Source organism: Cupriavidus numazuensis, from assembly GCF_905397435.1.
Classification (GTDB): domain Bacteria; phylum Pseudomonadota; class Gammaproteobacteria; order Burkholderiales; family Burkholderiaceae; genus Cupriavidus; species Cupriavidus numazuensis.
The window spans coordinates 196,146-221,931 of sequence record NZ_CAJPVI010000001.1; the positions used below are offsets into that span (position 1 = coordinate 196,146).

General features: G+C 65.1%; 27 protein-coding genes. 10 read left to right on the forward strand and 17 right to left on the reverse strand.

The genetic code is table 11. The annotated features are described in order from the left end of the window. Positions 1-22: 22 nt before the first annotated feature. The gene (recJ, locus tag KHO41_RS01010; protein ID WP_211951448.1) at positions 23-1,720 is read left to right on the forward strand and encodes a single-stranded-DNA-specific exonuclease RecJ; all 1,698 of its coding nucleotides are present in this window, start codon (positions 23-25) and stop codon (positions 1,718-1,720) included. Between the two features lie 7 nt (positions 1,721-1,727). On the opposite strand, the gene KHO41_RS01015 is transcribed toward recJ, so the two are convergent. Further along, positions 1,728-2,456 carry a peptidoglycan DD-metalloendopeptidase family protein gene (locus tag KHO41_RS01015; protein WP_211951449.1) on the reverse strand — a complete coding sequence of 243 codons (729 nt, stop codon included), beginning with the start codon at positions 2,454-2,456 and terminating at the stop codon, positions 1,728-1,730. A gap of 215 nt (positions 2,457-2,671) precedes the next feature. Between KHO41_RS01015 and prfB the strand changes: the two genes are divergently transcribed. The 7 genes from prfB (at position 2,672) to KHO41_RS01050 (ending at position 10,037) form a co-directional block, all read left to right on the forward strand. Beyond that, a protein-coding gene (prfB, locus tag KHO41_RS01020; RefSeq protein WP_211951450.1) for a peptide chain release factor 2 occupies positions 2,672-3,776 on the forward strand; the annotation gives its coding sequence in 2 pieces (ribosomal slippage) (positions 2,672-2,752 and positions 2,754-3,776; 1,104 coding nt in all). A 90-nt stretch (positions 3,777-3,866) separates the two neighbouring features. Further along, a complete protein-coding gene (locus KHO41_RS01025) occupies positions 3,867-4,622 on the forward strand; it encodes an SDR family oxidoreductase (RefSeq protein WP_211951451.1) in 756 nt (251 codons plus the stop codon). 51 nt (positions 4,623-4,673) lie between these two features. Then, the gene (lysS, locus tag KHO41_RS01030) at positions 4,674-6,215 is read left to right on the forward strand and encodes a lysine--tRNA ligase (protein WP_211951452.1); all 1,542 of its coding nucleotides are present in this window, start codon (positions 4,674-4,676) and stop codon (positions 6,213-6,215) included. Between the two features lie 163 nt (positions 6,216-6,378). Further along, on the forward strand, positions 6,379-7,236 hold the full coding sequence (locus tag KHO41_RS01035) for an ABC transporter ATP-binding protein (RefSeq protein ID WP_211951453.1): 858 nt from the start codon (positions 6,379-6,381) through the stop codon (positions 7,234-7,236). Between the two features lie 3 nt (positions 7,237-7,239). After that, complete coding sequence (locus KHO41_RS01040; protein WP_211951454.1) at positions 7,240-8,079, forward strand: ABC transporter permease; 840 nt, start codon at positions 7,240-7,242, stop codon at positions 8,077-8,079. 5 nt (positions 8,080-8,084) lie between these two features. Then, positions 8,085-8,888, forward strand: coding sequence for an ABC transporter permease (locus KHO41_RS01045; protein WP_211951455.1), 804 nt, complete (start codon positions 8,085-8,087; stop codon positions 8,886-8,888). A 123-nt stretch (positions 8,889-9,011) separates the two neighbouring features. Next, positions 9,012-10,037, forward strand: a complete 1,026-nt coding sequence (locus KHO41_RS01050; protein ID WP_244873677.1) for a porin family protein — start codon at positions 9,012-9,014, stop codon at positions 10,035-10,037. Between the two features lie 15 nt (positions 10,038-10,052). Here the strand turns inward: KHO41_RS01050 and iscX are convergent, their stop codons facing one another. The 15 genes from iscX to uvrB form a co-directional block, all read right to left on the reverse strand. Continuing rightward, positions 10,053-10,247, reverse strand: a complete 195-nt coding sequence (iscX, locus tag KHO41_RS01055; protein ID WP_211951457.1) for a Fe-S cluster assembly protein IscX — start codon at positions 10,245-10,247, stop codon at positions 10,053-10,055. 15 nt (positions 10,248-10,262) lie between these two features. Then, positions 10,263-10,601, reverse strand: coding sequence for an ISC system 2Fe-2S type ferredoxin (fdx, locus tag KHO41_RS01060; protein ID WP_211951458.1), 339 nt, complete (start codon positions 10,599-10,601; stop codon positions 10,263-10,265). Positions 10,602-10,643: 42 nt separating this feature from the next. Next, positions 10,644-12,509 carry a Fe-S protein assembly chaperone HscA gene (gene hscA, locus KHO41_RS01065; protein ID WP_211951459.1) on the reverse strand — a complete coding sequence of 622 codons (1,866 nt, stop codon included), beginning with the start codon at positions 12,507-12,509 and terminating at the stop codon, positions 10,644-10,646. Positions 12,510-12,606: 97 nt separating this feature from the next. After that, positions 12,607-13,125: a Fe-S protein assembly co-chaperone HscB gene (hscB, locus tag KHO41_RS01070; RefSeq protein ID WP_211951460.1), complete on the reverse strand. Its 519-nt coding sequence runs from the start codon at positions 13,123-13,125 to the stop codon at positions 12,607-12,609. A gap of 50 nt (positions 13,126-13,175) precedes the next feature. Then, positions 13,176-13,412 (reverse strand): DUF3565 domain-containing protein, encoded by a 237-nt coding sequence (locus KHO41_RS01075; protein ID WP_211951461.1) that lies wholly within the window; start codon positions 13,410-13,412, stop codon positions 13,176-13,178. Between the two features lie 22 nt (positions 13,413-13,434). Next, entirely contained in the window at positions 13,435-13,755 is a 321-nt protein-coding gene (iscA, locus tag KHO41_RS01080; protein ID WP_211947813.1) for an iron-sulfur cluster assembly protein IscA, read from the reverse strand. A gap of 37 nt (positions 13,756-13,792) precedes the next feature. Further along, complete coding sequence (iscU, locus tag KHO41_RS01085) at positions 13,793-14,194, reverse strand: Fe-S cluster assembly scaffold IscU (RefSeq protein WP_011297241.1); 402 nt, start codon at positions 14,192-14,194, stop codon at positions 13,793-13,795. A gap of 67 nt (positions 14,195-14,261) precedes the next feature. After that, the gene (locus tag KHO41_RS01090; protein ID WP_280519685.1) at positions 14,262-15,485 is read right to left on the reverse strand and encodes an IscS subfamily cysteine desulfurase; all 1,224 of its coding nucleotides are present in this window, start codon (positions 15,483-15,485) and stop codon (positions 14,262-14,264) included. Between the two features lie 59 nt (positions 15,486-15,544). Beyond that, positions 15,545-16,105, reverse strand: a complete 561-nt coding sequence (iscR, locus tag KHO41_RS01095; protein WP_211951463.1) for a Fe-S cluster assembly transcriptional regulator IscR — start codon at positions 16,103-16,105, stop codon at positions 15,545-15,547. Between the two features lie 81 nt (positions 16,106-16,186). Next, the gene (locus KHO41_RS01100) at positions 16,187-18,304 is read right to left on the reverse strand and encodes a site-specific recombinase (protein ID WP_211951464.1); all 2,118 of its coding nucleotides are present in this window, start codon (positions 18,302-18,304) and stop codon (positions 16,187-16,189) included. A 40-nt stretch (positions 18,305-18,344) separates the two neighbouring features. Further along, positions 18,345-18,836, reverse strand: a complete 492-nt coding sequence (locus tag KHO41_RS01105; RefSeq protein ID WP_211951465.1) for a low molecular weight protein-tyrosine-phosphatase — start codon at positions 18,834-18,836, stop codon at positions 18,345-18,347. A gap of 153 nt (positions 18,837-18,989) precedes the next feature. After that, positions 18,990-19,229: a hypothetical protein gene (locus KHO41_RS01110; RefSeq protein ID WP_211951466.1), complete on the reverse strand. Its 240-nt coding sequence runs from the start codon at positions 19,227-19,229 to the stop codon at positions 18,990-18,992. Positions 19,230-19,284: 55 nt separating this feature from the next. Next, entirely contained in the window at positions 19,285-19,506 is a 222-nt protein-coding gene (locus KHO41_RS01115; RefSeq protein ID WP_211951467.1) for a hypothetical protein, read from the reverse strand. A gap of 17 nt (positions 19,507-19,523) precedes the next feature. Further along, positions 19,524-19,823, reverse strand: a complete 300-nt coding sequence (locus tag KHO41_RS01120; RefSeq protein ID WP_211951468.1) for a putative quinol monooxygenase — start codon at positions 19,821-19,823, stop codon at positions 19,524-19,526. Between the two features lie 70 nt (positions 19,824-19,893). Next, entirely contained in the window at positions 19,894-21,981 is a 2,088-nt protein-coding gene (gene uvrB / locus KHO41_RS01125) for an excinuclease ABC subunit UvrB (protein WP_211951469.1), read from the reverse strand. A 188-nt stretch (positions 21,982-22,169) separates the two neighbouring features. Between uvrB and KHO41_RS01130 the strand changes: the two genes are divergently transcribed. Continuing rightward, positions 22,170-23,366 carry an amino acid aminotransferase gene (locus KHO41_RS01130; protein ID WP_211951470.1) on the forward strand — a complete coding sequence of 399 codons (1,197 nt, stop codon included), beginning with the start codon at positions 22,170-22,172 and terminating at the stop codon, positions 23,364-23,366. 279 nt (positions 23,367-23,645) lie between these two features. Continuing rightward, positions 23,646-24,887 (forward strand): polyhydroxyalkanoate depolymerase, encoded by a 1,242-nt coding sequence (locus KHO41_RS01135; protein ID WP_211951471.1) that lies wholly within the window; start codon positions 23,646-23,648, stop codon positions 24,885-24,887. A gap of 78 nt (positions 24,888-24,965) precedes the next feature. Here KHO41_RS01135 and KHO41_RS01140 read toward each other — a convergent pair whose 3' ends face one another. Then, the gene (locus KHO41_RS01140; RefSeq protein ID WP_211951472.1) at positions 24,966-25,598 is read right to left on the reverse strand and encodes a TetR family transcriptional regulator; all 633 of its coding nucleotides are present in this window, start codon (positions 25,596-25,598) and stop codon (positions 24,966-24,968) included. Between the last annotated feature and the right edge of the window lie 188 nt (positions 25,599-25,786).

The window sequence follows — 25,786 nt, forward strand, 5'->3', positions numbered from 1 at the left end:
CACAAAAGAAGCAGAACGCCCCATGACCCGGATTGCCATCCGCACCTATTCCGCCGAGCACGCCAATACCCTGGCGGCTGCCGGCCTGCACCCGACCCTGGCCCGCATCCTGTCCGCGCGCGGCGTGGCACAGCCGTCCGAACTTTCCACCGAACTGCCGGAACTGGTGCCACCCTCGGCCATGAAGGGCATCGGCCATGCCGCCGAGTACCTGGCTGACGCGATCGCAGCACGCAAGCGCCTGCTGATCGTGGCCGACTACGATTGCGACGGCGCGACCGCGTGTGCAGTCGGCGTGCGCGGGCTGCGCATGCTGGGCGCGCGCGTCGAATACATCGTCCCGAACCGCTTCGAGTACGGCTACGGACTGACGCCGGAGATCGTCGCGCTGGCCGCGAAGCAGCAGCCTGACGTGATCGTCACCGTCGACAACGGCATTGCCAGCGTCGACGGCGTTGCAGCCGCCAATGCGGCCGGCATCGACGTGGTGGTGACCGACCACCACCTGCCCGGCTCGGAACTGCCCCCGGCCGCGGTGATCGTCAACCCGAACCAGCCCGGCTGCGAATTCCCCAGCAAGAACCTGGCCGGCGTCGGCGTGATGTTCTATGTGCTGATGGCGCTGCGCGCCGAACTGCGCAAACGCGGCGTTTACACGCAGCAAACCCAGCCACCGCTGCAGACGCTGCTGGATCTGGTAGCACTGGGCACGGTGGCCGACGTGGTCAAGCTCGACACCAACAACCGCATCCTGGTGGCACAGGGCCTGAAGCGGATGCGCGCCGGCCGCATGCAGCCGGGCGTGGCGGCGCTGTTCCGTGCCGCGGGGCGTGAAGCCGCGCGCGCCAACACCTTCGACCTCGGCTTCGGCCTGGGCCCGCGCCTCAATGCCGCCGGCCGGCTCGCCGACATGTCGCTTGGCATCGAATGCCTGCTGACCGACGATGCCAATCGCGCGTGGGAGATCGCTCAGGAACTGGACGGCATGAACCGCGAGCGCCGCGACATCGAGGCCGGCATGCAGCAGGAGGCGCTGCAGATCCTCGAACAGCCGCTGGCCGGCCCCGATCCGTCGGCGCGCTTTACGGTCAGCGTGTTCAACGACACCTGGCACCAGGGCGTGATCGGCATTGTCGCGTCGCGGCTCAAGGACAAGTTCCATCGCCCGACCATTACGTTCGCGCCCGGCGATGAGACCACCGTCAAGGGCTCCGGCCGCTCGATCCCCGGCTTCCACCTGCGCGATGCGCTGGACCTGGTCTCCAAGCGCTGCCCGGGCATGATGGTCAAATTCGGCGGCCACGCCATGGCGGCCGGCCTGACCGTGCGCGCCGAGCGCTTTGCCGAGTTCCAGGAAGCCTTTGAAGCGGTCGGCAAGGAATGGCTCAGCGATGAACAACTCGCGCGCGTGATCGAGACCGATGGCGATATCGAGGACCAGTGCTTCAGCCCGGACTTCGTCACGCTGCTCGAACAGCAGGTCTGGGGCCAGGGCTTCCCGGCGCCGACCTTCTGCGGCGAATTCGACGTGCTGCGCCAGAGCGTGCTCAAGGGCAAGCACCTGAAGCTGCAACTGGGGCGCGGCAAGCAGCGCTTCGACGCGATCTGGTTCAACCACGCCGACGAACTCGGCGCCAGCGCGCAGATCGCCTACCGGCTCGACAACAACACCTTCAACGGCATCACGCGCGTGCAACTCGTGATCGAGCACGCGCAGTAACGTCAGTTCAGCCGCGCGCCGGCAGGTAGTTGGCCGGATCGACCGGCTTGCCGTTGCCGCGCACCTCGAAATGCAGGTCGCTGCCGGCGCTGCCCATGCGGCCAACGTCCTGGCCCGCGGCGACGCGCGCGCCTTCGCTGACCAGCGGCTTGTCGAGGTTGCCGTAGACCGTCAGCCAGTCGTCGCTGTGCTTGACGATCACCAGCATGCCGTAGCCGCGCAGGTCGCCGACATGGATGGCCCACCCCGCCGCCGCCGCTTTCACCATGCCGCCCGGCGGCACCGCGATGGTCAGGCCCTTGCTCGCGGGCGGCGCGAAGCGTGCGGTGACCTTGCCGTCGGCGGGCCATTGCAGTCGAGGAGCGCTCGAGGGCGGCTTCGACTGGCCGCCGGCATCCACGCGCGGCGTATCCGTCACAGTCTGCGGCGACGAGCCTGTTGACGCGGCAGCCGTGCCGGCACCCGGCGGCTTGACGCGAATGAGCTGGCCCACTTCGATGCGGTCCGCGCTCGGCAGATTGTTCCAGCGCACCAGGTCGCGCACGTTGCGGCGGTGATTGCGCGCGATCGAGTACAGCGTGTCGCCGCTCTCCACGCGGTAGAAGCCGTCCGGCGCGGGTTCGGTGGACATGGTGCCGCACCCGGCGGCCAGCGCCGCGGAGGCGGCGGCGAGCATCCATCCCAGCATCCGGCGGCGGCCGGCGGTGTCTGCGGTGTCTTGTCTTGTTGGCGTCATTCGTCCCTGTTGATATGGTCTTCCGGGGGGGCGACTTGCGTGTGTGCAGCGCGCCTGTAGCGGCCCTATTATCGCCGCCCGCGCCACACGGCCCGCCAGATAGACCGTGCGAAGGGCCGTGCGTTCGCTGCGGAATGGGCCGCCAGCGCCTCCCATCGGCGCGATTTACGGCCCGATTCCGCTATAATTCAAGGTTTTCGAAGCGCAGGATCATCATGGAAGCAGAACGCCTCAACGCCATCTCCGGTGCCATCTCCGATCTCCGTTCCCGGACGGAAGATCTACGGGGGTATCTTTGACTACGATGTCAAAGTAGGAAGGCTGGAAGAAGTCAACGGTTTGCTGGAAGACCCGGACGTCTGGAACAACCCCAAGCGCGCCCAGGATCTCGGCAAGGAAAAGAAAGCTCTCGAGGGCGTGGTAAGCGTCCTCGGCAAGCTCACGGACGACCTCAATGGTGCCGATGAGCTGTTCGAGCTCGCCAAGGAAGAAGGCGACGACGAAACGCTCGAGTCGATCGAAACCGACGTCAAGGGCTTCGAGGAAATCGTCGCGGGCATGGAATTCCGCCGCATGTTCTCGGGCGAGATGGACCAGGCCAACGCCTTTATCGACATCCAGGCCGGCGCCGGCGGCACCGAAGCGTGCGACTGGGCGTCGATGCTGCTGCGCCAGTACCTGAAGTACTGCGAGCGCAAGGGCTTCAAGGCCGAGGTGCTCGAAGAGTCCGAAGGCGACGTGGCCGGCATCAAGAGCGCGACGATCAAGATCGAAGGCGAATACGCGTTCGGCTACCTGCGCACCGAAACCGGCGTGCACCGCCTCGTGCGCAAGTCGCCGTTCGACTCGTCGGGCGGGCGCCATACGTCGTTCTCGTCGGTGTTCGTGTATCCGGAAGTCGACGATTCGTTCGAGGTCGAGGTCAACCCGGCCGACCTGCGCGTCGATACCTACCGCGCTTCGGGCGCCGGCGGCCAGCACATCAACAAGACCGATTCGGCCGTGCGTATCACGCACATGCCGACCGGCATCGTGGTGCAGTGCCAGAACGACCGTTCGCAACACCGCAACCGTGCCGAGGCCATGTCGATGCTGAAGTCGCGCCTGTACGAGCACGAGATGCGCAAGCGCCAGGCCGAGGCCGACAAGCTCGAAGCCGGCAAGACCGATGTGGGCTGGGGCCACCAGATCCGTTCGTACGTGCTGGACCAGAGCCGCATCAAGGACCTGCGTACCAACGTGGAAATGTCCAACACCCAGAAGGTGCTGGACGGCGACCTGGACCCGTTCATCGAGGCCAGCCTCAAGCAGGGACTGTAAGGCCGCTGCCGTGCCCGCACCGCGGGCATGGCCGGCTGCAACCGCCAACGACTCACCGCCCGGCGCGGCGGCTCCTCCAACCGGGGCATCATGAGCGAAGCAGACCACCTCTACATCATCACCGGCGCCTCGCGCGGACTCGGTGCGGCAATGACCAATGCGCTGCTCGTACCGGGCAATCGCCTGATATGCGTGGCGCGCAGCCGCAACCTGGAACTCGAGCGTGTCGCCACCATGAGCGGCGTGCCGGTGGCCTGGCACCTGCAGGACCTGTCGCAGCCCGCGTCGGCCGCGGGCTGGCTATCCAGCGTGCTGGAAAGCCAGGACCCGCCCGCCAGCGTCACGCTGATCCTGAATGCCGGCGTGGTCGAGCCGATCGGCCCCGTGTCGCGCCTGCAGGAAGGCACGCTGCTGCCGCACCTGCTGACCAACCTGGCCACGCCGATGATCATGACCGGCGCGTTCCTCGATCGCACCGAGAAGTTCAACTGCCCGCGCAAGGTGCTGGCGATCTCGTCCGGTGCGGCACGCCGCCCGATCGAGGGCTGGAGCGCCTATTGCGCCGGCAAGGCCGGGCTGGACATGTTCATCCGCTCGGTCAACGCCGAGTACGCCGGCACGCCGGAGCCGCGCACCGTACGCGCAGTGTCGCTGGCGCCGGGCGTGGTCGATACCGGCATGCAGGCCACCATCCGCAATGCCGACTTTGCCGGCGTGGAGCGTTTCCGCGACCTGAAGGCGAACCAGCAGCTCGCCTCGGCCGAGGAAACCGCCGGCCGCATCATCGCCTATCTGCATCGCCCGGACTTCGGCAGCACCGAGCTGGACGACCTGCGCAATTACTGAAGCCATACTGAACCCGCGCGCGGCATGCCGCGTGCGATCCGACAAGACATCATGACCGAACCCAACCGCGCCCAGGCCGCACCGGCCTCAGACACGCCCGCCGCAGACGAGAACAAGATCATCGCCGAGCGTCGCGAGAAACTGGCGGCCCTGCGCCAGCAAGGCGTGGCCTTCCCCAACGATTTCCGTCCGACCCACCAGGCCGCCGCGCTGCACGAACAGTACGGCGAAACCGACCAGCCCGCGCTGGAAGCGACGCCGGTCGAAGTTGCCATCGCCGGCCGCATGATGCTCAAGCGCGTCATGGGCAAGGCCAGCTTTGCCACCGTGCAGGACGGCAGCGGCCAGATCCAGTTCTACATCACGCGCGACAAGGTCGGTGAAGACGTCTACGCCGCGTTCAAGCACTGGGACCTCGGCGACATCGTCAGCGCGCGCGGCGTGCTGTTCCGCACCAACAAGGGCGAGCTGTCCGTGCAGGTGCAGGAACTGCGCCTGCTGTCCAAGTCGCTGCGCCCGCTGCCGGACAAGTTCCACGGCCTGGCCGACCAGGAAATGAAGTACCGCCAGCGCTATGTCGACCTGATCGTCTCGCCGGAAACCCGCAACACCTTCCGCGCGCGCACCAAGGCGATGTCCTCGCTGCGCCGCCATATGTCCGACGCCGGCTTCATGGAAGTCGAAACGCCGATGCTGCACCCGATCCCGGGCGGCGCCGCGGCCAAGCCGTTCATCACGCACCACAATGCGCTGGACATGCAGATGTTCATGCGCATCGCGCCCGAGTTGTACCTGAAGCGCCTGATCGTCGGCGGCTTCGAGCGCGTGTTCGAGATCAACCGCAACTTCCGCAACGAAGGGGTGAGCCCGCGCCACAACCCCGAGTTCACGATGATGGAGTTCTACGCGGCCTACACGGACTACCGCTGGCTGATGGACTTCACCGAGAACCTGATCCGCCAGGCCGCCATCGACGCCAGCGGCACTGCGGTGCTGACCTACCAGGGCCGCGAGCTGGACCTGTCGAAGCCGTTCCACCGCCTGACCATCTGCCAGGCGATCCAGAAGTTCGCGCCGCAATACACCGACGCGCAACTGGCGGATGCCGATTTCCTGCGCACCGAGCTGAAGAAGTTTGGCGTGAACACCAGCGCGCCGCAGTTCCTGAACGCCGGCATCGGTACGCTGCAACTCGTGCTGTTCGAGGAAACCGCGGAAAGCCAGCTGTGGGAGCCGACTTTCATCATCGATTACCCGGTGGAAGTTTCGCCGCTGGCACGTGCATCGGATACGGTGCCGGGCATTACCGAACGCTTCGAACTGTTCATCACTGGCCGCGAGATCGCCAACGGCTTCTCGGAGCTCAACGACGCCGAAGACCAGGCCGATCGTTTCCGCAAGCAGGTCGAGCAGAAGGACGCCGGCGATGAAGAGGCGATGTACTACGACGCCGACTACATCCGCGCGCTGGAATACGGCATGCCCCCGACGGGCGGCTGCGGCATCGGTATCGACCGCCTGGTGATGCTGCTGACGGACAGCCCGAACATCCGCGACGTCATTCTGTTCCCGCACCTGCGCCGCGAAGACTGAGCGCGGCCGCAAGGAAATACGACGCTGAACAGCAAAAACCCCGCCTCCACGACGGGGTTTTTCTTTTGATCCGACGATCGGGGATATTAAGGGCAAAGGGGATCAGACGTGTGCGGCCAGATGCACCCCATGTATAATCCCCCGCCCTTCTCGCGCCGCAGCCATGCCACAGATCCTAGTCAGTCAACTGCGCAAGACCTACCGCATCCACGAACGTGATCCGGGCGTGCTCGGTGCGCTGCGTGCGCTGGTTCGCCCACGCTACCGCACGGTCGAGGCGCTGGCCGGCGTGTCGTTCGAACTGGAGCGCGGCGAACTGCTCGGCTTCATCGGTCCGAACGGTGCGGGAAAATCGACGACCATCAAGATCCTCTCGGGCATCCTGCGGCCTGATAGCGGCCGTGTCGAAGTCAACGGCTGCGTTCCGTTCGAAGAGCGCGAGCGCCATGTCGCCCGTATCGGCGTGGTATTCGGGCAGCGTACGCAGCTGTGGTGGGATCTGCCGGTCGGCGACGGCTTCGCGCTGTTGCGCGATATCTATCGGCTCGACCCGGTTCGCTTTGGCCGCACGCGCGACGAGTTGGTGGCGCTGTTGAATCTCGAACGACTGCTCGACCAGCCCGTACGCCAGTTGTCGCTGGGCCAACGCATGCGCGCCGAGATCGCGGCCGCCCTGCTGCACGAGCCCGATATCCTGTTTCTCGATGAGCCGACTATCGGACTCGACGCCCCGTCCAAGCTCGCGGTTCGCGACTTTATCCGGCGTGCCAACCGGGAGCGCGGCACCACGGTGCTGCTGACCACGCACGACATGCACGACATCGAGGCACTCGCACGGCGTGTGATCGTGATCGGCCACGGGCGCGTGCTGGCCGACTGCGACGTCGAGGCCTTGCGGCAGCAGGTGCTGGCCGCGCGCCGTCTCGGTGATGGCCTGCCCGAGGACGCCGAAGACGAGGGCATGGCCATCGAAGCCGTCATCGCGCGCTTCTACGCGATGCATGGCGCCGCGGAGGCTTAGGCCATGACGGCGCCGCGCGAACTCGCGCGACCCTATCTGGCCGCGTTCCGGTCGCGGTTCCTGCAGATGCTGCAGTACCGGCTGGCCGCCTACGCCGGCTTCTTCACGCAGTGCTGGTGGGGCGGCATCAAGATCATGGTGCTGGCGGCGTTTTACAGCAGCGCCTCGGCGCACGAGGCCCCGCTCACGCTCGGCCAGGTCATCACCTACACCTGGCTGGCGCAAGGACTGCTGGCGCTGCTGCCATGGGGCGGCGATCCTGAAGTGGCACTAGCTGTCCGCACGGGTGCTGTCGCCTACGACCGGCTGCGGCCGGTCAATGCTTATGCGCTGTGGTTTGCACGTACCGCGGGCTGGACGGCAGCGCGCGTGTTGCCGCGCGTGGCGATGATGCTCGCCTTCGCCGGCGTCGTACTGCCCATTGTCGGACTCGGCGACTGGGCCTGGCAGCCGCCAGCGGGCCTGTCCGCGGGCATGGGTTTCATCGCGTCGGCACTGCTGGCACTGCTGCTATCCACATCGCTGGTGATGCTGCTCAATATCGCGGCTGCAGCGGCACTCAATGAACGGGGCATCAATACGCTTGCGGTGCCGGTGGTCATCGTGTTGTCGGGCAACCTGTTGCCGCTGGCGCTGCTGCCCGATGCCTGGCAGGCGGCGCTGCTGGTGCAGCCACTGGCCGGCGTGATGGACATCCCCGCTCGCATCTACTTCGGACAACTCGGCGGCGCGCACATGTTCGCCGCGTTGAGCCTGCAATGCCTGTGGATCGTGCTGCTGGTGGCAACCGGCCACGCGGCCATGGGCCGCACGATGCGCCGGCTTGAAGTGCAAGGCGGGTAATGCGCATGAACTCCCTTGCCTTGTTCGCCCGCCTCGTGACAGCCTCGCTGAGCGGCCAGGCGCGCTATCCCGGCTCGGCCTTGATGCTGACCTTTGGGCAGTTCCTGGTCACGGGCATCGAGATGGTCGCGGTGTGGGCGCTGTTTCACCGCTTCGGCGATGTGCAGGGCTGGAAAATCGGCGAAGTTGCGCTGTTCTACGGGCTCGTGAACTGCATGTTCGCGATTGCCGATGCGCTCGGGCGCGGCTTCGACGTGCTCGGCACCACGTTGCTGCGCACTGGCGACTTCGACCGCTTGCTGCTGCGGCCACGTCCGCTTGCCCTGCAGCTCATGGGCTACGACGTGCGCGTCAGCCGGCTCGGGCGATTGCTGCAAGGACTCGCGGTCGTGGCGTTTGCCACGGTACAGGCCGGCATCGCCTGGACGCCGGCATCGGTCGCCATTGCCTTGTTCGCGCTCGCCGGTGGCATCGCATTGTTTCTCGGCATCCTGGTGGTGCAAGGCACGCTGTCTTTCTGGACGATCGAAAGCCTGGAAATTGCCAATGTCCTGACATACGGCGGCGTGGAGGCGGCGCAATACCCGATGGCGCTGTACGCGCGATGGTTCCGCTATGTACTCACATTTGCCGTCCCGCTGGCCTGCGTCGCTTACTACCCGGTGCTGGCCATCCTGGGCAAGGCCGATCCGCTCGGTGCGCCTGCGTCGCTGGGGCTGGTGTCGCCACTGGCGGGCTTTGTTTTCCTGGCGGCGGCCCTCGGCGCGTGGCGCGTGGGGGTGCGCCATTACACGTCGACAGGCAGCTAACGCCGCTAGTCCGAAGGTGGGGGCGGGAATATTCCGTAACAAACAGGCACCGCCCGGCCCCGGCTGCCATAGCTGCACTTTGCTATGATTCCTGAGCGTCCCCGGCTCATCGGAATCCACAAGATGCAATGCGCCAATCGCAGGACCCGAAGGATCTGGCAGCGTGCCGCGCCCCTGGCTGGCGGACTGCTGCTCGCCATGCTGCAGCAGGCAGCGCATGGGCAAGAGCTGCTGCTGATGGGCGGCGCTCACACCAACCCGCCGATCCATGGTGACGATGACCGCAGCGCGGTCTATGCCTACAGCTACCAGCAGAACCTCACTGACAACTGGTACGCGACCTACACCTACCTGAATGAAGGACATGTGAGCGGCCACCATCGGGACGGCCACAGCGCCCAGCTATGGTGGCGCTGGCTGACACCGGGCCGCCAGTTGGCACTTTCGGTCGGCGCGGGCCCGTACCTGTTTTTCGACACCACGGAAGCACAGGACGATGGCAGCTATCGAAACCACCATGGGGTCGCACTGCAGGCCAGCGCGGCCGCGACCTGGTATGTCAGCGGCGGCCCCTGGATGGTGCAGGCTCGCTTTAACCGGACGCAAGCCTGGTCAAGCTTCAGCTCGAACACAGCCTTGCTTGGTGTTGGCTACCAGCTCGATCATGGCCGGCGCGACGGGCCTTTCATTGCGGGTACGCGTACCACGGCCCTGACGGGCGACGAGCTGACCGTGTTCCTGGGCGCCAGAATCGTGAACAGCTTCGAATCGGAAACGGGCTTCGCGGCGGCGGCGGAGTACCGGCACGGGTTCTGGCGAGGCGTGGAAGGAACCATCAGCTACTTCTCGGAAAGCAGCTCCGATCTGGTTCAGCGCCGCGGCGTGGCAGCGCAGGCATGGCTGAACGGGGGCTTCTTTGACGATCGGCTGACGCTTGGCGTCGGCGCCGGCCCGTACTATGCGACCACCCTGCATGTCCGCGGACCCGACGCGGAGGCTTCGCCTTCGCGCTGGTCCGCCCTGCTGACTTTGTCGGCCAGTTACCGGCTCAGCAGCCACTGGCTGGGCCGAATGTCGTGGAACCGCGTGATGACCGGCTACGACCGCGATGCCGACCTGTTCCTGGCGGGTGTCGGCTATCGCTTCTGAAGATGAGTCAGCGGCTTAGCTCGCTTCTTCGATCCAGGCAGCCTGGATCGCTTCGAGGATCTTCTCGCCCGAACGCTCCGGCAGGTCGCTGAACCCGTCCAGTTCCAGTACCCACTTGCGCAGGTCCGTGAAGCGGATCGTCACAGGGTCCACCTCGGGAAACTTGTCATACAGCGCCGCGGCGATGTCGTAGGTATCGGTCCACTTCATGGAATTCTCCGGGCCTTAGTGGCCTTCTTTCGCGTGGTTGATGGTGTACTTCGGAATCTCGACGGTCAGGTCTTCGTCGGCAACGATGGCCTGGCATGACAGACGCGAATTGGGCTCCAGTCCCCAGGCCTTGTCGAGCAAGTCTTCTTCCTTTTCCTCGGCCTCATTGAGCGAGTCGAAGCCTTCGCGCACGATCACGTGGCAGGTCGTGCAGGCGCACGACTTCTCGCACGCGTGTTCGATGTCGATGTCATGGGCCAGCAGCGCGTCACAGACGCTGACGCCGGTCTTGGCTTCGATCACGGCCCCTTCCGGGCAGTATTCGGCGTGGGGCAAAACGATGATCTGTGGCATGTCGTGTCCTGTATTGATGCTGTGCGATGCGGAAGCCGGTGATCAGCCGAGTTCCTGCACCTTGCGCCCGGCCAGCGCGCTCTTGATCGAGCGATCCATGCGGCGGGCGGCGAATTCGTCGGTGCCGCGCGACAGCGTCTCGACGGCAGCCTTGATGGCGTGATGATCCTCGCCGGTGGCGATCTGGCGCACCGAGACGATCAGCGCCTCGACCGCGGCACGCTCGTCGGCGGACAGCAGGTCGCCGTCGGTCTCCAGCGCACGCGTGGTGGCTTCGACCAGACGGTCGGCCTCGACGCGCTCTTCGGCCAGCGCACGGCTCTTCATGTCGTGCTCGGCCTCGCGGAAGCCTTCCTGCAGCATGCGCGCGATGTCGTCGTCGGCCAGGCCATACGACGGCTTCACGGTGACCGACGACTCCACGCCCGAATGTGTCTCGCGCGCGGTAACCGACAGCAGGCCATCGGCGTCGACCTGGTAGGTCACGCGGATGCGTGCCGCGCCAGCAACCATCGGCGGGATGCCGCGCAGTTCGAAGCGCGCGAGCGAACGGCAATCGCTGGCCAGTTCGCGCTCGCCCTGCAGCACGTGGATCGCCATGGCGGTCTGGCCGTCCTTGAACGTGGTGAACTCCTGCGCGCGCGCCACGGGAATCGTGCTGTTGCGCGGGATGATCTTCTCGACGAGGCCGCCCATGGTTTCCACGCCGAGCGACAGCGGAATCACGTCCAGCAGCAGCCAATCTTCGCCCGGCGCATGGTTGCCCGCCAGCAGGTTGGCCTGCATGGCGGCGCCGAGCGCGACGACGCGGTCCGGATCGAGATTGGTCAGCGGCGGCTGGCCAAAGAAGTCGCCCACCGCCTTGCGGATGGCCGGCATGCGCGTCGCGCCGCCGACCAGCACCACGCCCTGGACTTCGTCCGGCGCCACGCCCGCGTCGCGCAGCGCCTTGCGCACCGGCGCCAGCGTCTTCTGCACGAGATGCGCGGTGATGCTGTCGAAGATTTCGTCAGTCAGCGTCAGGTGCACGATCTCGCCCGAGTCCAGCACGGCGTCGATCACCGTGCTGTCGCCCTCGGACAGCGCTTCCTTGGCAGCGCGCGCGCGCACCATCAGCAGGCGCATGTCCTGTGCCGACAGCGGCTGCAGGCCTGCCCGCTCGACGATCCAGCACAGCAGGCGCTGGTCGAAATCATCGCCGCCGAGCGCGGAATCGCCACCCGTGGACAGGACTTCGAACACGCCCTTGGTCAGCTTCAGGATCGAGATATCGAAGGTGCCGCCGCCGAGGTCATAGACCGCGTAGATGCCCTCGGACGCATTGTCGAGGCCGTAGGCAATGGCCGCGGCGGTGGGCTCGTTAAGCAGGCGCAGCACTTCCAGCCCGGCCAGGCGCGCGGCGTCCTTGGTGGCCTGGCGCTGCGCTTCGTCGAAATAAGCCGGCACGGTGATGACGGCGCCGACCAGGTCATCGCCAAGCGAATCTTCGGCGCGCTGGCGCAGCGTCGCAAGAATCTCGGCCGAGACTTCCACGGGGCTCTTCACGCCTGCCACGGTCTTGATCTGCACCATGCCCGGTGCATCGATGAAGTCGTAGGGGCTGTGCTCGTTATGGGCCACGTCCTTGAGGCCACGGCCCATGAAGCGCTTGACCGAAACGATGGTGTTCTTCGGGTCGCGCACCGCCTCGTCCTGGGCGCGGTAGCCGATATGCGTGGTGCGGTCCGGCAGGTAGCGCACCACCGAGGGCAGCAGCGCACGGCCGCGCTCGTCGCCTAGCACTTCGGGAATGCTGTTGCGCACGGCCGCCACCAGCGAGTTGGTGGTGCCAAGGTCGATGCCAACGGCCAGGCGGCGTTGATGGGGCGCCGGCGACATGCCGGGTTCGGAAATCTGGAGCAGTGCCATGATGATTCTTCGCTTTCTCGTGCGCGATGATGTCCGCCGCACAGGCGGCTTTCGCGACGGGCGCCATTGTCACATGGCCCCGCCAAACGTGCCGGGACTACCCTTCCAGCCGGTCGATCGCCTCGCTGGTATCGTGTTCGATCTTCTCGATGAACATCAGCTGCCGTACTGCCGCACCCGCGGCTTCGTTGTCGCCTGCATCGAGCAGCGCGCCAAGCGCGGTGTGCCGCTCGCGCTTTTCCTTGCGCAGCCCGCGCAGCAGGCCATCGAGACGGTCCACGTCGCGGGACTCGACGGCGTCTTGCAGATCCTCGCGCCACTCCATCTGCTGCATCAGGAACGCGGGCGACATGGCGGTGTTGTTCTCCGCCTGCACGTCCACGCCGCGCAGTCCCAGCAGGTAGATCGCGCGCTTGAGCGGCTGGCGCAGCGTGCGGTAGGCCTCGTTGGCATGCGCGGCCCACTGCATCGCCACGCGCCGCTCGGCCTCGCCCGCCTTGGCGAAGCGGTCCGGATGCGCCTGCGACTGCACGGTGCGATACGCGGCGTCGAGCGCCGCTTCATCGACGCCGAACTGCACCGGCAGGCCGAACAGCGCAAAAAAATCGTCTTTCAAAGCTTCCCCAACAAAAAGGAGCGGCCGCGCCGCCCCCTTGTGCATTCACGTCAACCGCGTCCGGCGCGTTCAGTGAACTGCGCCCAGTCGGCCGGCGGTTCATTGCGATCGCATTTCAGGCAGTTCACGACGGCGCCAAGCCGTGCCGCCCTGCCCTGCTCCGTGGCCGTCCACGGCCGCAATTGCCAGGGCGGGTTGTGGCGCATGTGCTGCCCGTGACCGCAATCGAGTTCGGCGACCCAGTCGCCTTCCTCATCCCGATGGAACCCGACGATGCTGCGTTCCATCCGGCGTCTTCCAGCCCAGCACTCAGACCGTGAACGACTCGCCGCAGCCGCACTCGTCCTTGACGTTCGGGTTGTTGAAGCGGAAACCTTCGTTCAACCCTTCGCGTGCATAGTCGAGTTCGGTGCCGTCGATGTACGGCAGGCTCTTGGCGTCAACGATGACCTTGATGCCGTGCGTCTCGAACACCTGGTCTTCAGGGTGCAGCTCGTCAACATATTCGAGCTTGTAGGCCAGGCCCGAGCAGCCAGTGGTCTTCACGCCCAGGCGCAGGCCTACGCCCTTGCCACGGCGTTCCAGGTAACGGGCCACGTGCCTGGCGGCCTTCTCGGTCATCGTGATCATCGTTGCGTCTTCCTTCTTCTTTCGGAACCCAAGAAACTCAGGCGGCCTTCTGGTCGGCAGCCGGGTGCTTCTTCTTGTAGTCCTCGACGGCCGCCTTGATGGCGTCCTCAGCGAGGATCGAGCAGTGGATCTTGACCGGCGGCAGCGCCAGTTCTTCGGCGATCTGGGTGTTCTTGATCTCGAGGGCCTGGTCGACGGTCTTGCCCTTGACCCACTCGGTCACGAGCGACGACGAGGCGATGGCCGAGCCGCAGCCATAGGTCTTGAACTTGGCGTCTTCGATCACGCCGGCCTCGTTCACCTTGATCTGCAGCTTCATCACGTCGCCGCAAGCCGGGGCGCCGACCATGCCGGTACCCACGTCGTCGTCGTTCTTGTCGAACGAACCGACATTGCGGGGGTTTTCATAGTGGTCGAGAACCTTCGTGCTGTATGACATTTTGCTTACCTCTTGCGTATCTTTTACGGGGGGTCTTGCTCTTATTCTTGCTTGGGCTGGCGGATGCTCAGTGCGCGGCCCACTGGATCGAATTCAGGTCGACGCCGTCCTTGAACATCTCCCACAGCGGCGACAGGTCGCGCAGCTTGCCGATCTTGTTCTTGAGCAGTTCGACCGTGTAGTCGACTTCCTGCTCGGTCGTGAAACGGCCAACCGTGAAGCGGATCGAGCTGTGCGCGAGTTCGTCATTGCGACCCAGTGCGCGCAGCACGTACGACGGCTCCAGCGAGGCCGAGGTGCAGGCCGAGCCCGACGACACGGCCACGTCCTTGATCGCCATGATCAGCGACTCGCCTTCGACGAAGTTGAAGCTGACGTTCAGGTTATGCGGCACGCGCTGTTCGAGGTCGCCGTTCAGGTAGACCTCTTCCATGCTCTTCAGGCCATTCCACAGGCGGTCGCGCAGCATGCGGATGCGCTCGTTCTCGGTCGCCATTTCCTCGCGGGCGATACGGAACGCTTCGCCCATGCCGACGATCTGGTGCGTGGCCAGCGTGCCCGAGCGCATGCCGCGCTCATGGCCGCCGCCGTGCATCTGCGCCTCGATGCGCACGCGCGGCTTGCGGCGCACGTACAGCGCGCCGATGCCCTTCGGGCCATAGGTCTTGTGGGCCGAGAACGACATCAGGTCGACCTTCAGCTTGTTGAGGTCGATCACCACCTTGCCGGTCGCCTGCGCGGCGTCGCAATGGAAGATGATGCCCTTCTCGCGGCAGATCTCGCCGATCTGCGCGATGTCCTGGATCACGCCGATCTCGTTGTTCACATACATGACCGACACCAGGATCGTGTCCGGGCGGATCGCCTGCTTGAGCACGTCCATGTCGATCAGGCCGTTTTCCTTCACGTCGAGGTAGGTCACCTCGAAGCCCTGGCGCTCCAGTTCGCGCGTGGTGTCGAGCACGGCTTTGTGCTCGGTCTTCACCGTGATCAGGTGCTTGCCCTTGCCCGAATAGAAGTTCGCGGCGCCCTTGATCGCCAGGTTGTTCGACTCGGTCGCCCCCGACGTCCACACGATTTCACGCGGATCGGCGCCGACCAGCGCGGCCACCTGCTCGCGTGCCTCTTCGACCGCACGCTCCGCATCCCAGCCATACGCGTGGCTGCGCGACGCGGGATTGCCGAACTGCTCGCGCAGGTACGGAATCATCTTGTCCGCCACGCGCGGGTCCACCGGCGTGGTGGCCGAGTAATCCATGTAGATGGGGAAATGTGGGGTGCTCATCGTTATGACTGCCTTTTTTCAGGGGGACCGCTGATCGCTTGTATCGCTGCTTGCTACCGGACGCTTCAGGACTGCGCCAGGCTGAAAACCGAATTCACCACCCGGGCACGGACCGGCTTTTCGGCGGGCTTTTCCGCCTTGCCGCGCGCCGCGGGTGCCGCCTGCTGCACGGCAGCGTCTTCGCGCATATCGTGCAGGACAGCCGGCTGCTTCGCGCGCTGCTGGTCCACCAGGTTCTTGAGAGAGACGGAGTCGAGGTATTCGACCATCTTCTGGTTCAGCGTCGCCCACAGCTCGTGGGTCATGCAACGCCCGGAGCCGTCATCTCCGTTACAATTGCCCTTTCCACCGCACTGGGTGGCATCGAGCGGCTCGTCCACGGCGATGATGATGTCCGCCACGGTGACGTCTTCCGCCTTGCGCGCGAGGCTGTAGCCACCACCCGGTCCGCGCACGCTTTCGACGATCTCATGGCGGCGCAACTTGCCGAACAGCTGTTCCAGGTAGGACAGCGAGATCTTCTGCCGCTGGCTGATGCCCGCGAGCGTGACGGGCCCCTGGTCCTGGCGCATGGCCAGGTCGATCATCGCAGTGACCGCAAAGCGGCCTTTGGTGGTCAGTCTCATGATGCAGGGCTAATACTTGATCGTTTCCGTCAAGTATAAAGGTACCCGACTATTTCAGTCAACTACCCCTATGGCACCGCATCAAACCTGGCGGCCTCCCGCGACCGGCTCCGCGCCTGCCGTCCGGGGCGGCACGATCAGCAGCAACGGGTGTTTCAGGATGCGGCGCCGCACGGCCGCGCTAAGTTCGGCCCGGTCTACGCGCCTCAGGTGACGTGATCGCAGCGCCATATTGAACGCCAGTGCAAAGCTCACGCCCACGTTCAGCACGCCCATCAGCGCGATGCCCGCCACCGCCAGCCACAGCGACGGCAACCGCAAGGCGTCGAGTCCCAGCACGCCCAGCGCCGTACCCACCGAGCCGGTCGACAGCGTCACGTGCCGCACTTCCATGTGCGGCCCGAAGAAGCTCAGGATCTCGGGCCCGAGCCCCAGCAGGAAACCGAGCGACACGTTGGCACTGATGCCCGACATATTGCGTTTCCAGAAATCCGCGAGCCGCAGCGCGCCGCGCTCGCCCCGCACGTAGCACAGGCGCCGGTTGTAGGCCATGACATCGTGCACCTTGTGCAGCGCGAACCAGTTGTCGGCCCAGCCCGCGATCAGGCTCGACAGCCACAGCAGCACGCCCGTGAACGCCGCGTAGAGCGGCGTCGGCCCCAGGATCGAGAACGATTCGATGGTGGCGATGGCCTTGGCCGGCGTGATCAGGTTTGCACCAAGGATCTTGCTGGCCAGCCACTGGATTGCCAGCGCAACGGGAAAGACCACCGCCAGGTTGCCGAAGATCGCCGCCGCATTGGAACGGATCATCGAGATCGTGTCGTCGACGAACGCCTCGCGCCCTTCCGGGCGCCCTGCCCCGTCAAGCCGGTGCGCCAGCGCAGGACCCGTCATGGCGGGCTGCTTGGTGGCCAGCGTGAAGTGCGCGAAATGGATGGTCAGGAAACTGCCCGCGTAGTTGAGCGAGGCAAGCAGCCCTTCGATGAACTTGTCGAGGTGGAGGCCGTAGATAAAGAACTTGAGGTACACGGTCGCCACCGTGATCAAGCCACCGCCGGCCGCGGCACGCATGAGTTCGCCATATTCCTTGCGGTCGCGCGTGATGTAGTGCTCACCGGTCTCGGCCGAACGCTCCACCACGCGGCGCGCCAGTTGCGCGAACGACGCGCCGGCCAGGTCGGACACGCTGCGGCGCGCCTGCGTCGAGCGGATCAGTTCCGCGACCAGATGTGCGTGCATGCCGGGACGGCCCGGTTCCACCCACGCGGCCAGCAGCAGCTCAATGCGCGCAAGCTGGACCTTCATCCGTTCGATCTGGAACACGACTTCGACCGAAACGCCGTTTTCCTCGAGCTCCGCGTAGACCTGATGCGCGGCGGCATGGCATTCGTCCAGCAGTGCGCGGAAATAGTTGAGGCGGTGGCCGAATGCGTCGTCGGTGTGGGCCAGATCCGGTTCGCACAGGGCCTTGATGGCGCTGTCGAGGTGATAGAACGGCGTGTCTTCTACCTTGCCACGCAGCCGCGAACGCACGGACTGGCTCAAGCCGGTGGCGCGCACCTGGCTCACGAGCACGGCAATGCTGGTCGACAGCGTGTGTCCGAGCGCGTCCCAGTAGCGCGCCATGGCCTGCGCTCGCACCTCCGGCTGCCCGGCATCGGCCGTGCTGTCGCGCATCACGCGCGCGAGCCGGCCCAGCAGTTCATCATCCAGCGCCTCGACCCAGTCCGCGTCGTGCGGCCCGACAAACAGCAGCGCGAACAGCGCCGCCATGTCGCTGAGGTTGGGCGGCGGTGGCAGGAAGCGCGCCTGCATACGGTGCACCATCTCGCTGACGAAGCCCGGATGCGACGCCACGCCGGTATCGCAGAACAGCGCCGTCGGATCGTTGTCGCGCACGATGCTGCGCACCGTGGCGCCGAAGCGCCCGGCCCAGTCGGGATGCCGCTCCAGCACTTGTATCAGGTAGCGCATGCGTACGTGCTCGCGATGGCTGCGGGCATCGCCCCCGGCACGTTCGCCGCCGTCGACCTCCACGCCGGCCATGCCGTCGCGGCGAATCCAGAAGCCCAGTTCGATCAGCCAGCGGTTGCGGTCCGCCAGCGGCGCGTCAGGATCGGCCGCCATCAGGATGGCGTCGAGTTGCAGGCTGGCATTGCGCGATTCGCGCCATTTCCGGAACAGGTTTCGAAGCATCAATTCTCACAAAAGGTGGCGGGACGGCTTGCGCCGTGCGTCAGCCGCGCTCGCGACGCAGGCGCTCGCGCAGCATCTCGACGATGCCGTCACAGGCGTCTTCCACGTAGTCGAGCACGCGCTCGAAGCCGTCACCTTCACCGTAGTAGGGGTCAGGCACCTCGTCCGCGTCGTGGCGCGTGGCGAAGCTCATCAACAGCCGAAGCTGCTGGGCCTCGGCGTCCGGGCACAAGGCCGACAGGCGCTCGAGGTTGTCCCGGTCCATCGCGAGCACGAGGTCGAAGCGCGCGAAGTCCGGCACGCCGACCTTGCGGGCGCGCAGCGCCGACAGGTCATAGCCGCGCTGCTGCGCATGGCGTTGGGTGCGTTGGTCCGGCGCCCTCCCCAGGTGATAGTCGTGGGTTCCGGCCGAATCGAGTTCGACCAGATCGTCGAGACCGGCGGCGACAAGTTTGGCGCGCAACACGCCCTCGGCCGTGGGCGAGCGGCAGATATTGCCCATGCAGCACATCAGGATGGCGTATTTCTTCATGACTTCCTGTCCGGTGAGTGGATGAAACGCCGCAACAGGCGTCATCCACCCGGCGCAGAGCGCCAGCCATGGGCCGGACCACACCTGGTATCGAGCGTGGGCACCTTGCCGGCGAAGGGCGCGATTTTACCGCCCCTGACCGGCGGCAACCCGCTAGAGCCGTTTAGCCAGCCGCTCTCCGTGCACGAATCCGGCGATTTCCGCCGCTTCGGCAGACTTGTAGTGGTCGGTGATCAGGGATCTCTCGGTCAGCGTAGCCGCGGCGCGGATATTGCAGCCGGCGCGGCAGACCCGGACGGTGTATTCCCACTCGCTCTGCGAGCGGAGCCGCACCTGGACCTGCACTTCGTGGGTTTCATAAACCTTCTTCTTCCATTCGCCGATTTCGGCCATAACCGTCTCCAGGAATGATGGGCGTGCCGGCGTATTGCGCGCGGGTGCGTTGTTGTCAGTTCACCTCGCCGGCGTCGATGGCGCGCATGGCAGCCGCTTCCGCCATGGCCACTGCGGCTTCCGGTGTCGGCGCTTTGCCGGCCAATGCCTCGAACGTCGGACCGGAAGGTTCGCCAAAGGCGTCGCCAATGCGCAATTGTGCGGCAAAGCCACCGCCCGCTTCCGGGACCGCGCTGGCCACTACCGTGTAGCCGCCGTATTCGAACTGTCGTTCCATGTCGAGCCTCCCGCCGTTCAAGGCAGCTTGGCTGCCAGGACTTCGAGCTTCTGGATCGGCGGCGCGGCGACGAGCAGATCGGGCGCCTTCGCCATCAGCGCAGCCGCCACCTTGCCTGCCAGATGCGCATCGCGCGCGCCTTCGTCCGGAAACGCATCGAAGATACCGAACGTCGAGGGTCCCAGCCGCAGCGCGAACCAGGCCGTGGTGCCGGCCTCCTGCTCGACCAGCGACAGGCCGTCGCGCAGGAACTGCTCCACCTCCGCCTCCTTGCCGGGCTTGGCTTGAAGCGGCACCCACAACCCTAGCTTGACCATGGCGCGTCTCCTGATCTGGCGTGACGCTTTTCACTATAGGCCAGCCCGTGCACGGCGCGCCGCCGCGGCGCTACACCGGCGGCAATGGCGCTTCCTCGCCACTGGCGCCGAACAGTTGCGCCTTGAGCTTGGCGAGCTGGTCGCGCACCTGCGCCGCCTTTTCGAATTCGAGGTTCTTGGCGTGATCCATCATGAGCTTCTCAAGCCGCTTGATTTCCTTGGAGACCTGCTTCTCGCTCATGTCCTCGTAGCGCGCGCGTTCCTGCGCTGCCAGCAGTTCGGCCTTGACCTCGCCCGCATCGTAGACGCCGTCGATGATGTCCTTGATGCGCTTGACCACGCCGCGCGGCGTGATGCCATTGGCCTCGTTGAACGCCATCTGCTTGGCGCGGCGCCGCTCGGTCTCGTCGATGGCCTTGCGCATCGAATCGGTGATGCGGTCGGCGTACAGGATCGCGGTCCCGTTCACGTTGCGCGCGGCACGGCCGATGGTCTGGATCAGCGAACGCTCGGCGCGCAGGAAGCCTTCCTTGTCCGCGTCGAGGATGGCGACCAGCGACACCTCGGGGATATCCAGCCCTTCGCGCAGCAGGTTGATGCCCACCAGCACGTCGAACGTGCCCAGTCGCAGGTCGCGGATGATTTCGACGCGTTCCACGGTATCGATATCCGAGTGCAGGTAACGCACCTTGACGCCGTTCTCCGACAGGAACTCGGTCAGCTGCTCGGCCATACGCTTGGTCAGCGTGGTCACCAGCACGCGTTCGCCGGCCTCCACGCGCAAGTTGATCTCGGACAGCAGGTCGTCGACCTGCGTCGTAGCGGGCCGCACGATGATGATCGGGTCGACCAGCCCGGTCGGCCGCACGACCTGCTCCACGACCTGCCCGGCGTGTTCCTTCTCGAACTGAGCAGGCGTCGCCGACACAAACATCACCTGGCGCATCTTGCGCTCGAATTCCTCGAACTTGAGCGGCCGGTTGTCGAGCGCGGACGGCAGCCGGAAGCCGTACTCAACCAGCGTGGTCTTGCGCGCGCGGTCGCCGTTGTACATGCCGTTGAGCTGGCCGATCAGCACGTGCGATTCGTCGAGGAACATCAGCGCGTCCGACGGCAGGTAATCGACCAGTGTCGGCGGCGGCTCGCCGGGCTTCGCGCCGGACAAGTGGCGCGAATAGTTTTCGATGCCCTTGCAGAAACCCAGCTCGGAGAGCATCTCCAGGTCGAAACGCGTGCGCTGCTCGAGACGCTGCACCTCCACGAGCCGGTTTTCCTTGTGGAAGAACTCGAGCCGGTCGCGCAGTTCGGTCTTGATGTCCTCGATCGCGCGCAGCACGGTTTCGCGCGGCGTGACGTAGTGGCTGGACGGATAAACGGTGAAACGCGGAATCTTCTGCCGCACGCGGCCGGTGAGCGGGTCGAAGAACTGCAGCGACTCGACTTCGTCGTCGAACATCTCGAGCCGCACCGCCATTTCCGCGTGTTCGGCCGGGAAGATGTCGATGGTATCGCCGCGCACGCGGAAGGTGCCGCGCTGGAAATCGGTTTCGTTGCGCGTGTACTGCATCGCGATCAGCCGCGCGATCACGTCGCGCTGGCTGATCTTGTCGCCCGTACGCAGCGTCAGGATCATCTGATGGTATTCGTTCGGGTTGCCGATACCGTAGATGGCCGACACCGTGGCCACGATGATCGTATCGCGGCGCTCCAGCAGGCTCTTGGTGGCCGACAGGCGCATCTGCTCGATGTGCTCATTGATCGATGAATCCTTCTCGATGAACAGGTCGCGCTGCGGGACGTAGGCCTCGGGCTGGTAGTAGTCGTAGTAGCTGACGAAGTACTCAACGGCATTGCGCGGGAAGAACTCGCGGAATTCGGAGTAGAGCTGGGCAGCCAGCGTCTTGTTGGGTGCAAAGACGATAGCCGGGCGCCCCATGCGCGCAATCACGTTGGCCATCGTGTAAGTCTTGCCGGAGCCCGTCACGCCAAGCAGCGTCTGGAACGACAGGCCGTCCTCCACCCCTTCAACCAGTTGCCGGATCGCTTCCGGCTGGTCGCCCGCCGGCGGGAACGGCTGGTAGAGCTGGAACGGCGAACCCGGAAAAGTGACGATTTTGTCTTCGTCCAGGGCCGGCGCGACTTCGGCAAGGTTTGACATAGGCGACTAGGGGAAAAACCTGAGAAAAGGGGGCGAGTGCGGGGGCAGATACGCTAGAATCTTGGGGTTGCACAGCCTAGCTTCAAGTCAGTCAACGCCCGCAAGCAGGTCTGCCGCACGCCCCCCAGCGCAGTCCGAAGCATTCTACGCCTTCCCGTTTTCTTACATTGCCGACCACGAGAGTCCAAATGAGTTTGTTTTCTGCCGTCGAAATGGCCCCGCGCGACCCGATCCTGGGCCTGAATGAAGCTTTCAATGCCGACACCCGCGCCACCAAGGTGAACCTGGGCGTTGGCGTGTACTTCACCGACGAAGGGAAAATTCCGCTGCTGCGCGCCGTGCAGGAAGCGGAAAAGGCGCGCCTGACCACCGCCACGCCGCGCGGCTACCTGCCGATCGAAGGCATTGCCGCCTATGACCAGGCCGTGCAGTCGCTGCTGTTCGGCAAGGAATCGCCGCTGATCACGGAAGGCCGTGTTGTGACGGCTCAGGCGCTCGGCGGTACCGGCGCGCTGAAGATCGGCGCCGACTTCCTGAAGCGCCTCTACCCGACCTCGAAGGTCGCCATCAGCGACCCGAGCTGGGAAAACCACCGCGCCCTGTTCGAAGCCGCCGGCTTCGAGGTCGTGAACTACGCCTACTACGACGCCCCGTCCCACGGCCTGAACTTCGCCGGCATGGTGGAATCGCTGAAATCGTATCCGGCCAACACGATCGTCGTGCTGCACGCTTGCTGCCACAACCCGACCGGCGTCGACCTGTCGGCCGACCAGTGGAAGGAAGTGGTCGCGCTGATCAAGGACCGCAACCTGATCCCGTTCCTCGACATGGCCTACCAGGGCTTTGCCGACGGCATCGATCCGGACGGCGCCGCCGTGCGCCTGTTCGCGGATTCGGGTCTGCCGTTCTTCGTGTCGAGTTCGTTCTCGAAGAGCTTCTCGCTGTACGGCGAGCGCGTGGGCGCCCTGTCGATCGTCACGACCGGCAAGGAAGAAGCCCAGCGCGTGCTGTCCCAGGTCAAGCGCGTCATTCGTACCAACTACTCGAACCCGCCGACCCACGGCGGCACCGTGGTGGCTACCGTGCTGAACAGCCCGGAACTGCGCGCCATGTGGGAAGAGGAACTGGCCGAAATGCGCGACCGCATCAAGCTGATGCGCCATGCGCTGGTCGACAAGCTGGCCGCCAAGGGCGTGAAGACCGACTTCTCGTTCGTGAAGGCGCAGCGCGGCATGTTCTCGTACTCGGGCCTGACCTCGGCGCAAGTCGACCGCCTGCGTAACGAGCATGGCATTTACGCCGTCGGTACTGGCCGCATCTGCGTCGCCGCGCTGAACAGCCGCAACATCGACGCCGTCGTCGACGCTATCGCGGCAGTGCTGTAAAGACCGCATTGTGCAGTGCTGCCGACACCAGGGCAGCACTGGCATGAAGCATGCATCAGAAAAAGGCAGCCACGGCTGCCTTTTTCTTTTTGTCATTCCTTTTTGTCATGCGGAATTAAGGCCTTTGGGCTATTGTTTTTCCCCGTTGCCGTCGTACCTTAGGGTATATGCTGCACAGCACGATTGTTCGGTTGCGTGCATAATCGGCACACAGTCGGACGATGGTGCCCCCATCCAGAAGACGTTTTCATCGTATTCGTATCACCAGGCCAGACCGCCATGCTCTACCAACTGCATGAGTTCCAGCGTTCGATGCTGCACCCGCTGACCGCGTGGGCACAGGCGACCGCCAAGACTTTCACCAACCCCCTCAGCCCGTTGTCCCTGGTTCCCGGCGCCCCCCGCCTGGCTGCCGGCTACGAACTCCTGTACAGGCTCGGAAAGGAATACGAGAAACCCGCGTTCGACATCAAGTCGGTACGCTCGAACGGCCGCGAAATCCCGATCGTCGAACAGACCATCATGGAAAAGCCGTTCTGCCGCCTGGTCCGCTTCAAGCGCTACGCCGATGATCCGGACACCATCAAGCTGCTCAAGGACGAGCCCGTGGTGCTGGTCGCCGCGCCGCTGTCGGGCCACCACGCCACGCTGCTGCGCGACACGGTGCGCACGCTGCTGCAGGACCACAAGGTCTACGTGACCGACTGGGTCGACGCGCGCATGGTGCCGGCCGAACATGGCCCGTTCCACCTGTCGGACTACATTTATTACATTCAGGAGTTCATTCGCCATATCGGCGCGGACAAGCTCCACGTCATTTCCGTGTGCCAGCCGACCGTCCCAGTGTTGGCAGCGATCTCGCTGATGGCTTCGGCCGGCGAGAAGACGCCGCTCACCATGACCATGATGGGTGGACCGATCGACGCTCGCAAGAGCCCGACCGCGGTCAACTCGCTGGCGACCAACAAGTCGTTCGAGTGGTTCGAGAACAACGTGATCTACACCGTGCCGGCCAATTACCCAGGCCACGGCCGCCGCGTCTATCCGGGCTTCCTGCAGCATGCGGGCTTCGTGGCGATGAACCCGGACCGCCACCTGTCGTCGCACTACGACTATTACCTGAGTCTGCTTCAGGGCGACGCCGACGATGCTGAAGCGCACGTACGCTTCTACGACGAGTACAACGCCGTGCTCGACATGGCGGCCGAGTACTACCTCGACACGATTCGCGAGGTCTTCCAGGAATTCCGGCTGGCCAACGGTACGTGGGCCATCGACGGCAACCCGGTGCGCCCGCAGGACATCAAGGGCACCGCGCTGCTGACCGTTGAAGGCGAGCTCGACGACATCTCCGGCGCCGGCCAGACTGCCGCGGCGCACGACCTGTGCGCGGGCATTCCCAAGACGCACAAGCACCATCTGTCCGCGGCGAAGTGCGGCCACTACGGGATCTTCTCGGGCCGCCGCTGGCGCGATGAAATCTATCCGCAGCTGCGCGATTTCATCCGCAAGCACCGGTGACCTGATCGCCCGCCACGTACAAACGCCCGCAACCGCGGGCGTTTTTTCATTCAGCAGCGCTGTGGATGCACGCGCCCGTCAGCGCCGCAGGTAGCTCAGCAGCATGTCGGTGTGCAGCTCGGCGAAACGTTCATGCTCGTCCTGCGAAGCCACGTCCCTGCCGATCACGGCGCTGATCGTATAGCGGTTGGACAGCACGTAGTAGCCCAGCGCCGAAATGGTCAGGTAGAACTGCGGAACGTCGATGTTGTCGCGGAACAGCCCCTGCTGCTGGCCGCGACGGATGATATCCGCCAGCACGTTGACGATCGGATTGACGAGCTGGTGCAGCTGCGCCGATTTCTTCAGGTGGCGCGCCTCGTGCAGGTTCTCGCTGTTGACGAGCCGGATGAACTCCGGGTGCTGGTAGTACCAGTCCCAGACGAAGCGGGCCAGCGTGCGGACCGCGGCGACGGGGTCTTCGTCGGTGATGTGCAGCCGTTCCTCATCGGCGCGGAACTCGGCGTACTGTTTCTCGAGCACGGCCAGGAAGAGCCCTTCCTTGCTGCCGTAGTAGTAGTACAGCATGCGCTCGTTGGTCTCGGCACGGCGCGCAATCTGGTCGACTCGGGCGCCGGCCAGGCCGCCCTTGGCAAATTCCTCCGTGGCCGCCGCCAGGATGCGGCGGCGCGTGCCCTCTGGGTCCCGCTTGGTTCTGGTCTCGTTTGACATGGGATAAGGGTCGATGTTTGCGCGGATTATGGCACACCCGCGCTGGCTTCTGGCCCGCTGGCCGTCGCGCATGATGGCCGGTTCTGCCCGATCGTGAAATCGGGGATAATCCGTGCGGCGCACGGCCCGCAGAGGCCGGCCCGCGATGTTGCCGGCAGCCTGCCGCCATCACGAATATTCCTGTTCCC

Coding starts and splice junctions, on each gene's coding strand:
- fdx (WP_211951458.1), bottom strand. CDS start 10,601: ATGCCACAGATCATCGTTTTGCCCCACGCCGAATACTGCCCGGAAGGG.
- KHO41_RS01075 (WP_211951461.1), bottom strand. CDS start 13,412: ATGGAACGCAGCATCGTCGGGTTCCATCGGGATGAGGAAGGCGACTGG.
- iscR (WP_211951463.1), bottom strand. CDS start 16,105: ATGAGACTGACCACCAAAGGCCGCTTTGCGGTCACTGCGATGATCGAC.
- KHO41_RS01140 (WP_211951472.1), bottom strand. CDS start 25,598: ATGTCAAACGAGACCAGAACCAAGCGGGACCCAGAGGGCACGCGCCGC.
- KHO41_RS01050 (WP_244873677.1), top strand. CDS start 9,012: ATGCAATGCGCCAATCGCAGGACCCGAAGGATCTGGCAGCGTGCCGCG.
- KHO41_RS01115 (WP_211951467.1), bottom strand. CDS start 19,506: ATGGAACGACAGTTCGAATACGGCGGCTACACGGTAGTGGCCAGCGCG.
- KHO41_RS01135 (WP_211951471.1), top strand. CDS start 23,646: ATGCTCTACCAACTGCATGAGTTCCAGCGTTCGATGCTGCACCCGCTG.
- lysS (WP_211951452.1), top strand. CDS start 4,674: ATGACCGAACCCAACCGCGCCCAGGCCGCACCGGCCTCAGACACGCCC.
- KHO41_RS01035 (WP_211951453.1), top strand. CDS start 6,379: ATGCCACAGATCCTAGTCAGTCAACTGCGCAAGACCTACCGCATCCAC.
- KHO41_RS01040 (WP_211951454.1), top strand. CDS start 7,240: ATGACGGCGCCGCGCGAACTCGCGCGACCCTATCTGGCCGCGTTCCGG.
- uvrB (WP_211951469.1), bottom strand. CDS start 21,981: ATGTCAAACCTTGCCGAAGTCGCGCCGGCCCTGGACGAAGACAAAATC.
- KHO41_RS01025 (WP_211951451.1), top strand. CDS start 3,867: ATGAGCGAAGCAGACCACCTCTACATCATCACCGGCGCCTCGCGCGGA.
- KHO41_RS01015 (WP_211951449.1), bottom strand. CDS start 2,456: ATGACGCCAACAAGACAAGACACCGCAGACACCGCCGGCCGCCGCCGG.
- iscA (WP_211947813.1), bottom strand. CDS start 13,755: ATGATCACGATGACCGAGAAGGCCGCCAGGCACGTGGCCCGTTACCTG.
- KHO41_RS01100 (WP_211951464.1), bottom strand. CDS start 18,304: ATGCTTCGAAACCTGTTCCGGAAATGGCGCGAATCGCGCAATGCCAGC.
- hscA (WP_211951459.1), bottom strand. CDS start 12,509: ATGGCACTGCTCCAGATTTCCGAACCCGGCATGTCGCCGGCGCCCCAT.
- KHO41_RS01130 (WP_211951470.1), top strand. CDS start 22,170: ATGAGTTTGTTTTCTGCCGTCGAAATGGCCCCGCGCGACCCGATCCTG.
- KHO41_RS01120 (WP_211951468.1), bottom strand. CDS start 19,823: ATGGTCAAGCTAGGGTTGTGGGTGCCGCTTCAAGCCAAGCCCGGCAAG.
- KHO41_RS01105 (WP_211951465.1), bottom strand. CDS start 18,836: ATGAAGAAATACGCCATCCTGATGTGCTGCATGGGCAATATCTGCCGC.
- recJ (WP_211951448.1), top strand. CDS start 23: ATGACCCGGATTGCCATCCGCACCTATTCCGCCGAGCACGCCAATACC.
- KHO41_RS01045 (WP_211951455.1), top strand. CDS start 8,085: ATGAACTCCCTTGCCTTGTTCGCCCGCCTCGTGACAGCCTCGCTGAGC.
- iscU (WP_011297241.1), bottom strand. CDS start 14,194: ATGTCATACAGCACGAAGGTTCTCGACCACTATGAAAACCCCCGCAAT.
- iscX (WP_211951457.1), bottom strand. CDS start 10,247: ATGAAGTGGACCGATACCTACGACATCGCCGCGGCGCTGTATGACAAG.
- KHO41_RS01110 (WP_211951466.1), bottom strand. CDS start 19,229: ATGGCCGAAATCGGCGAATGGAAGAAGAAGGTTTATGAAACCCACGAA.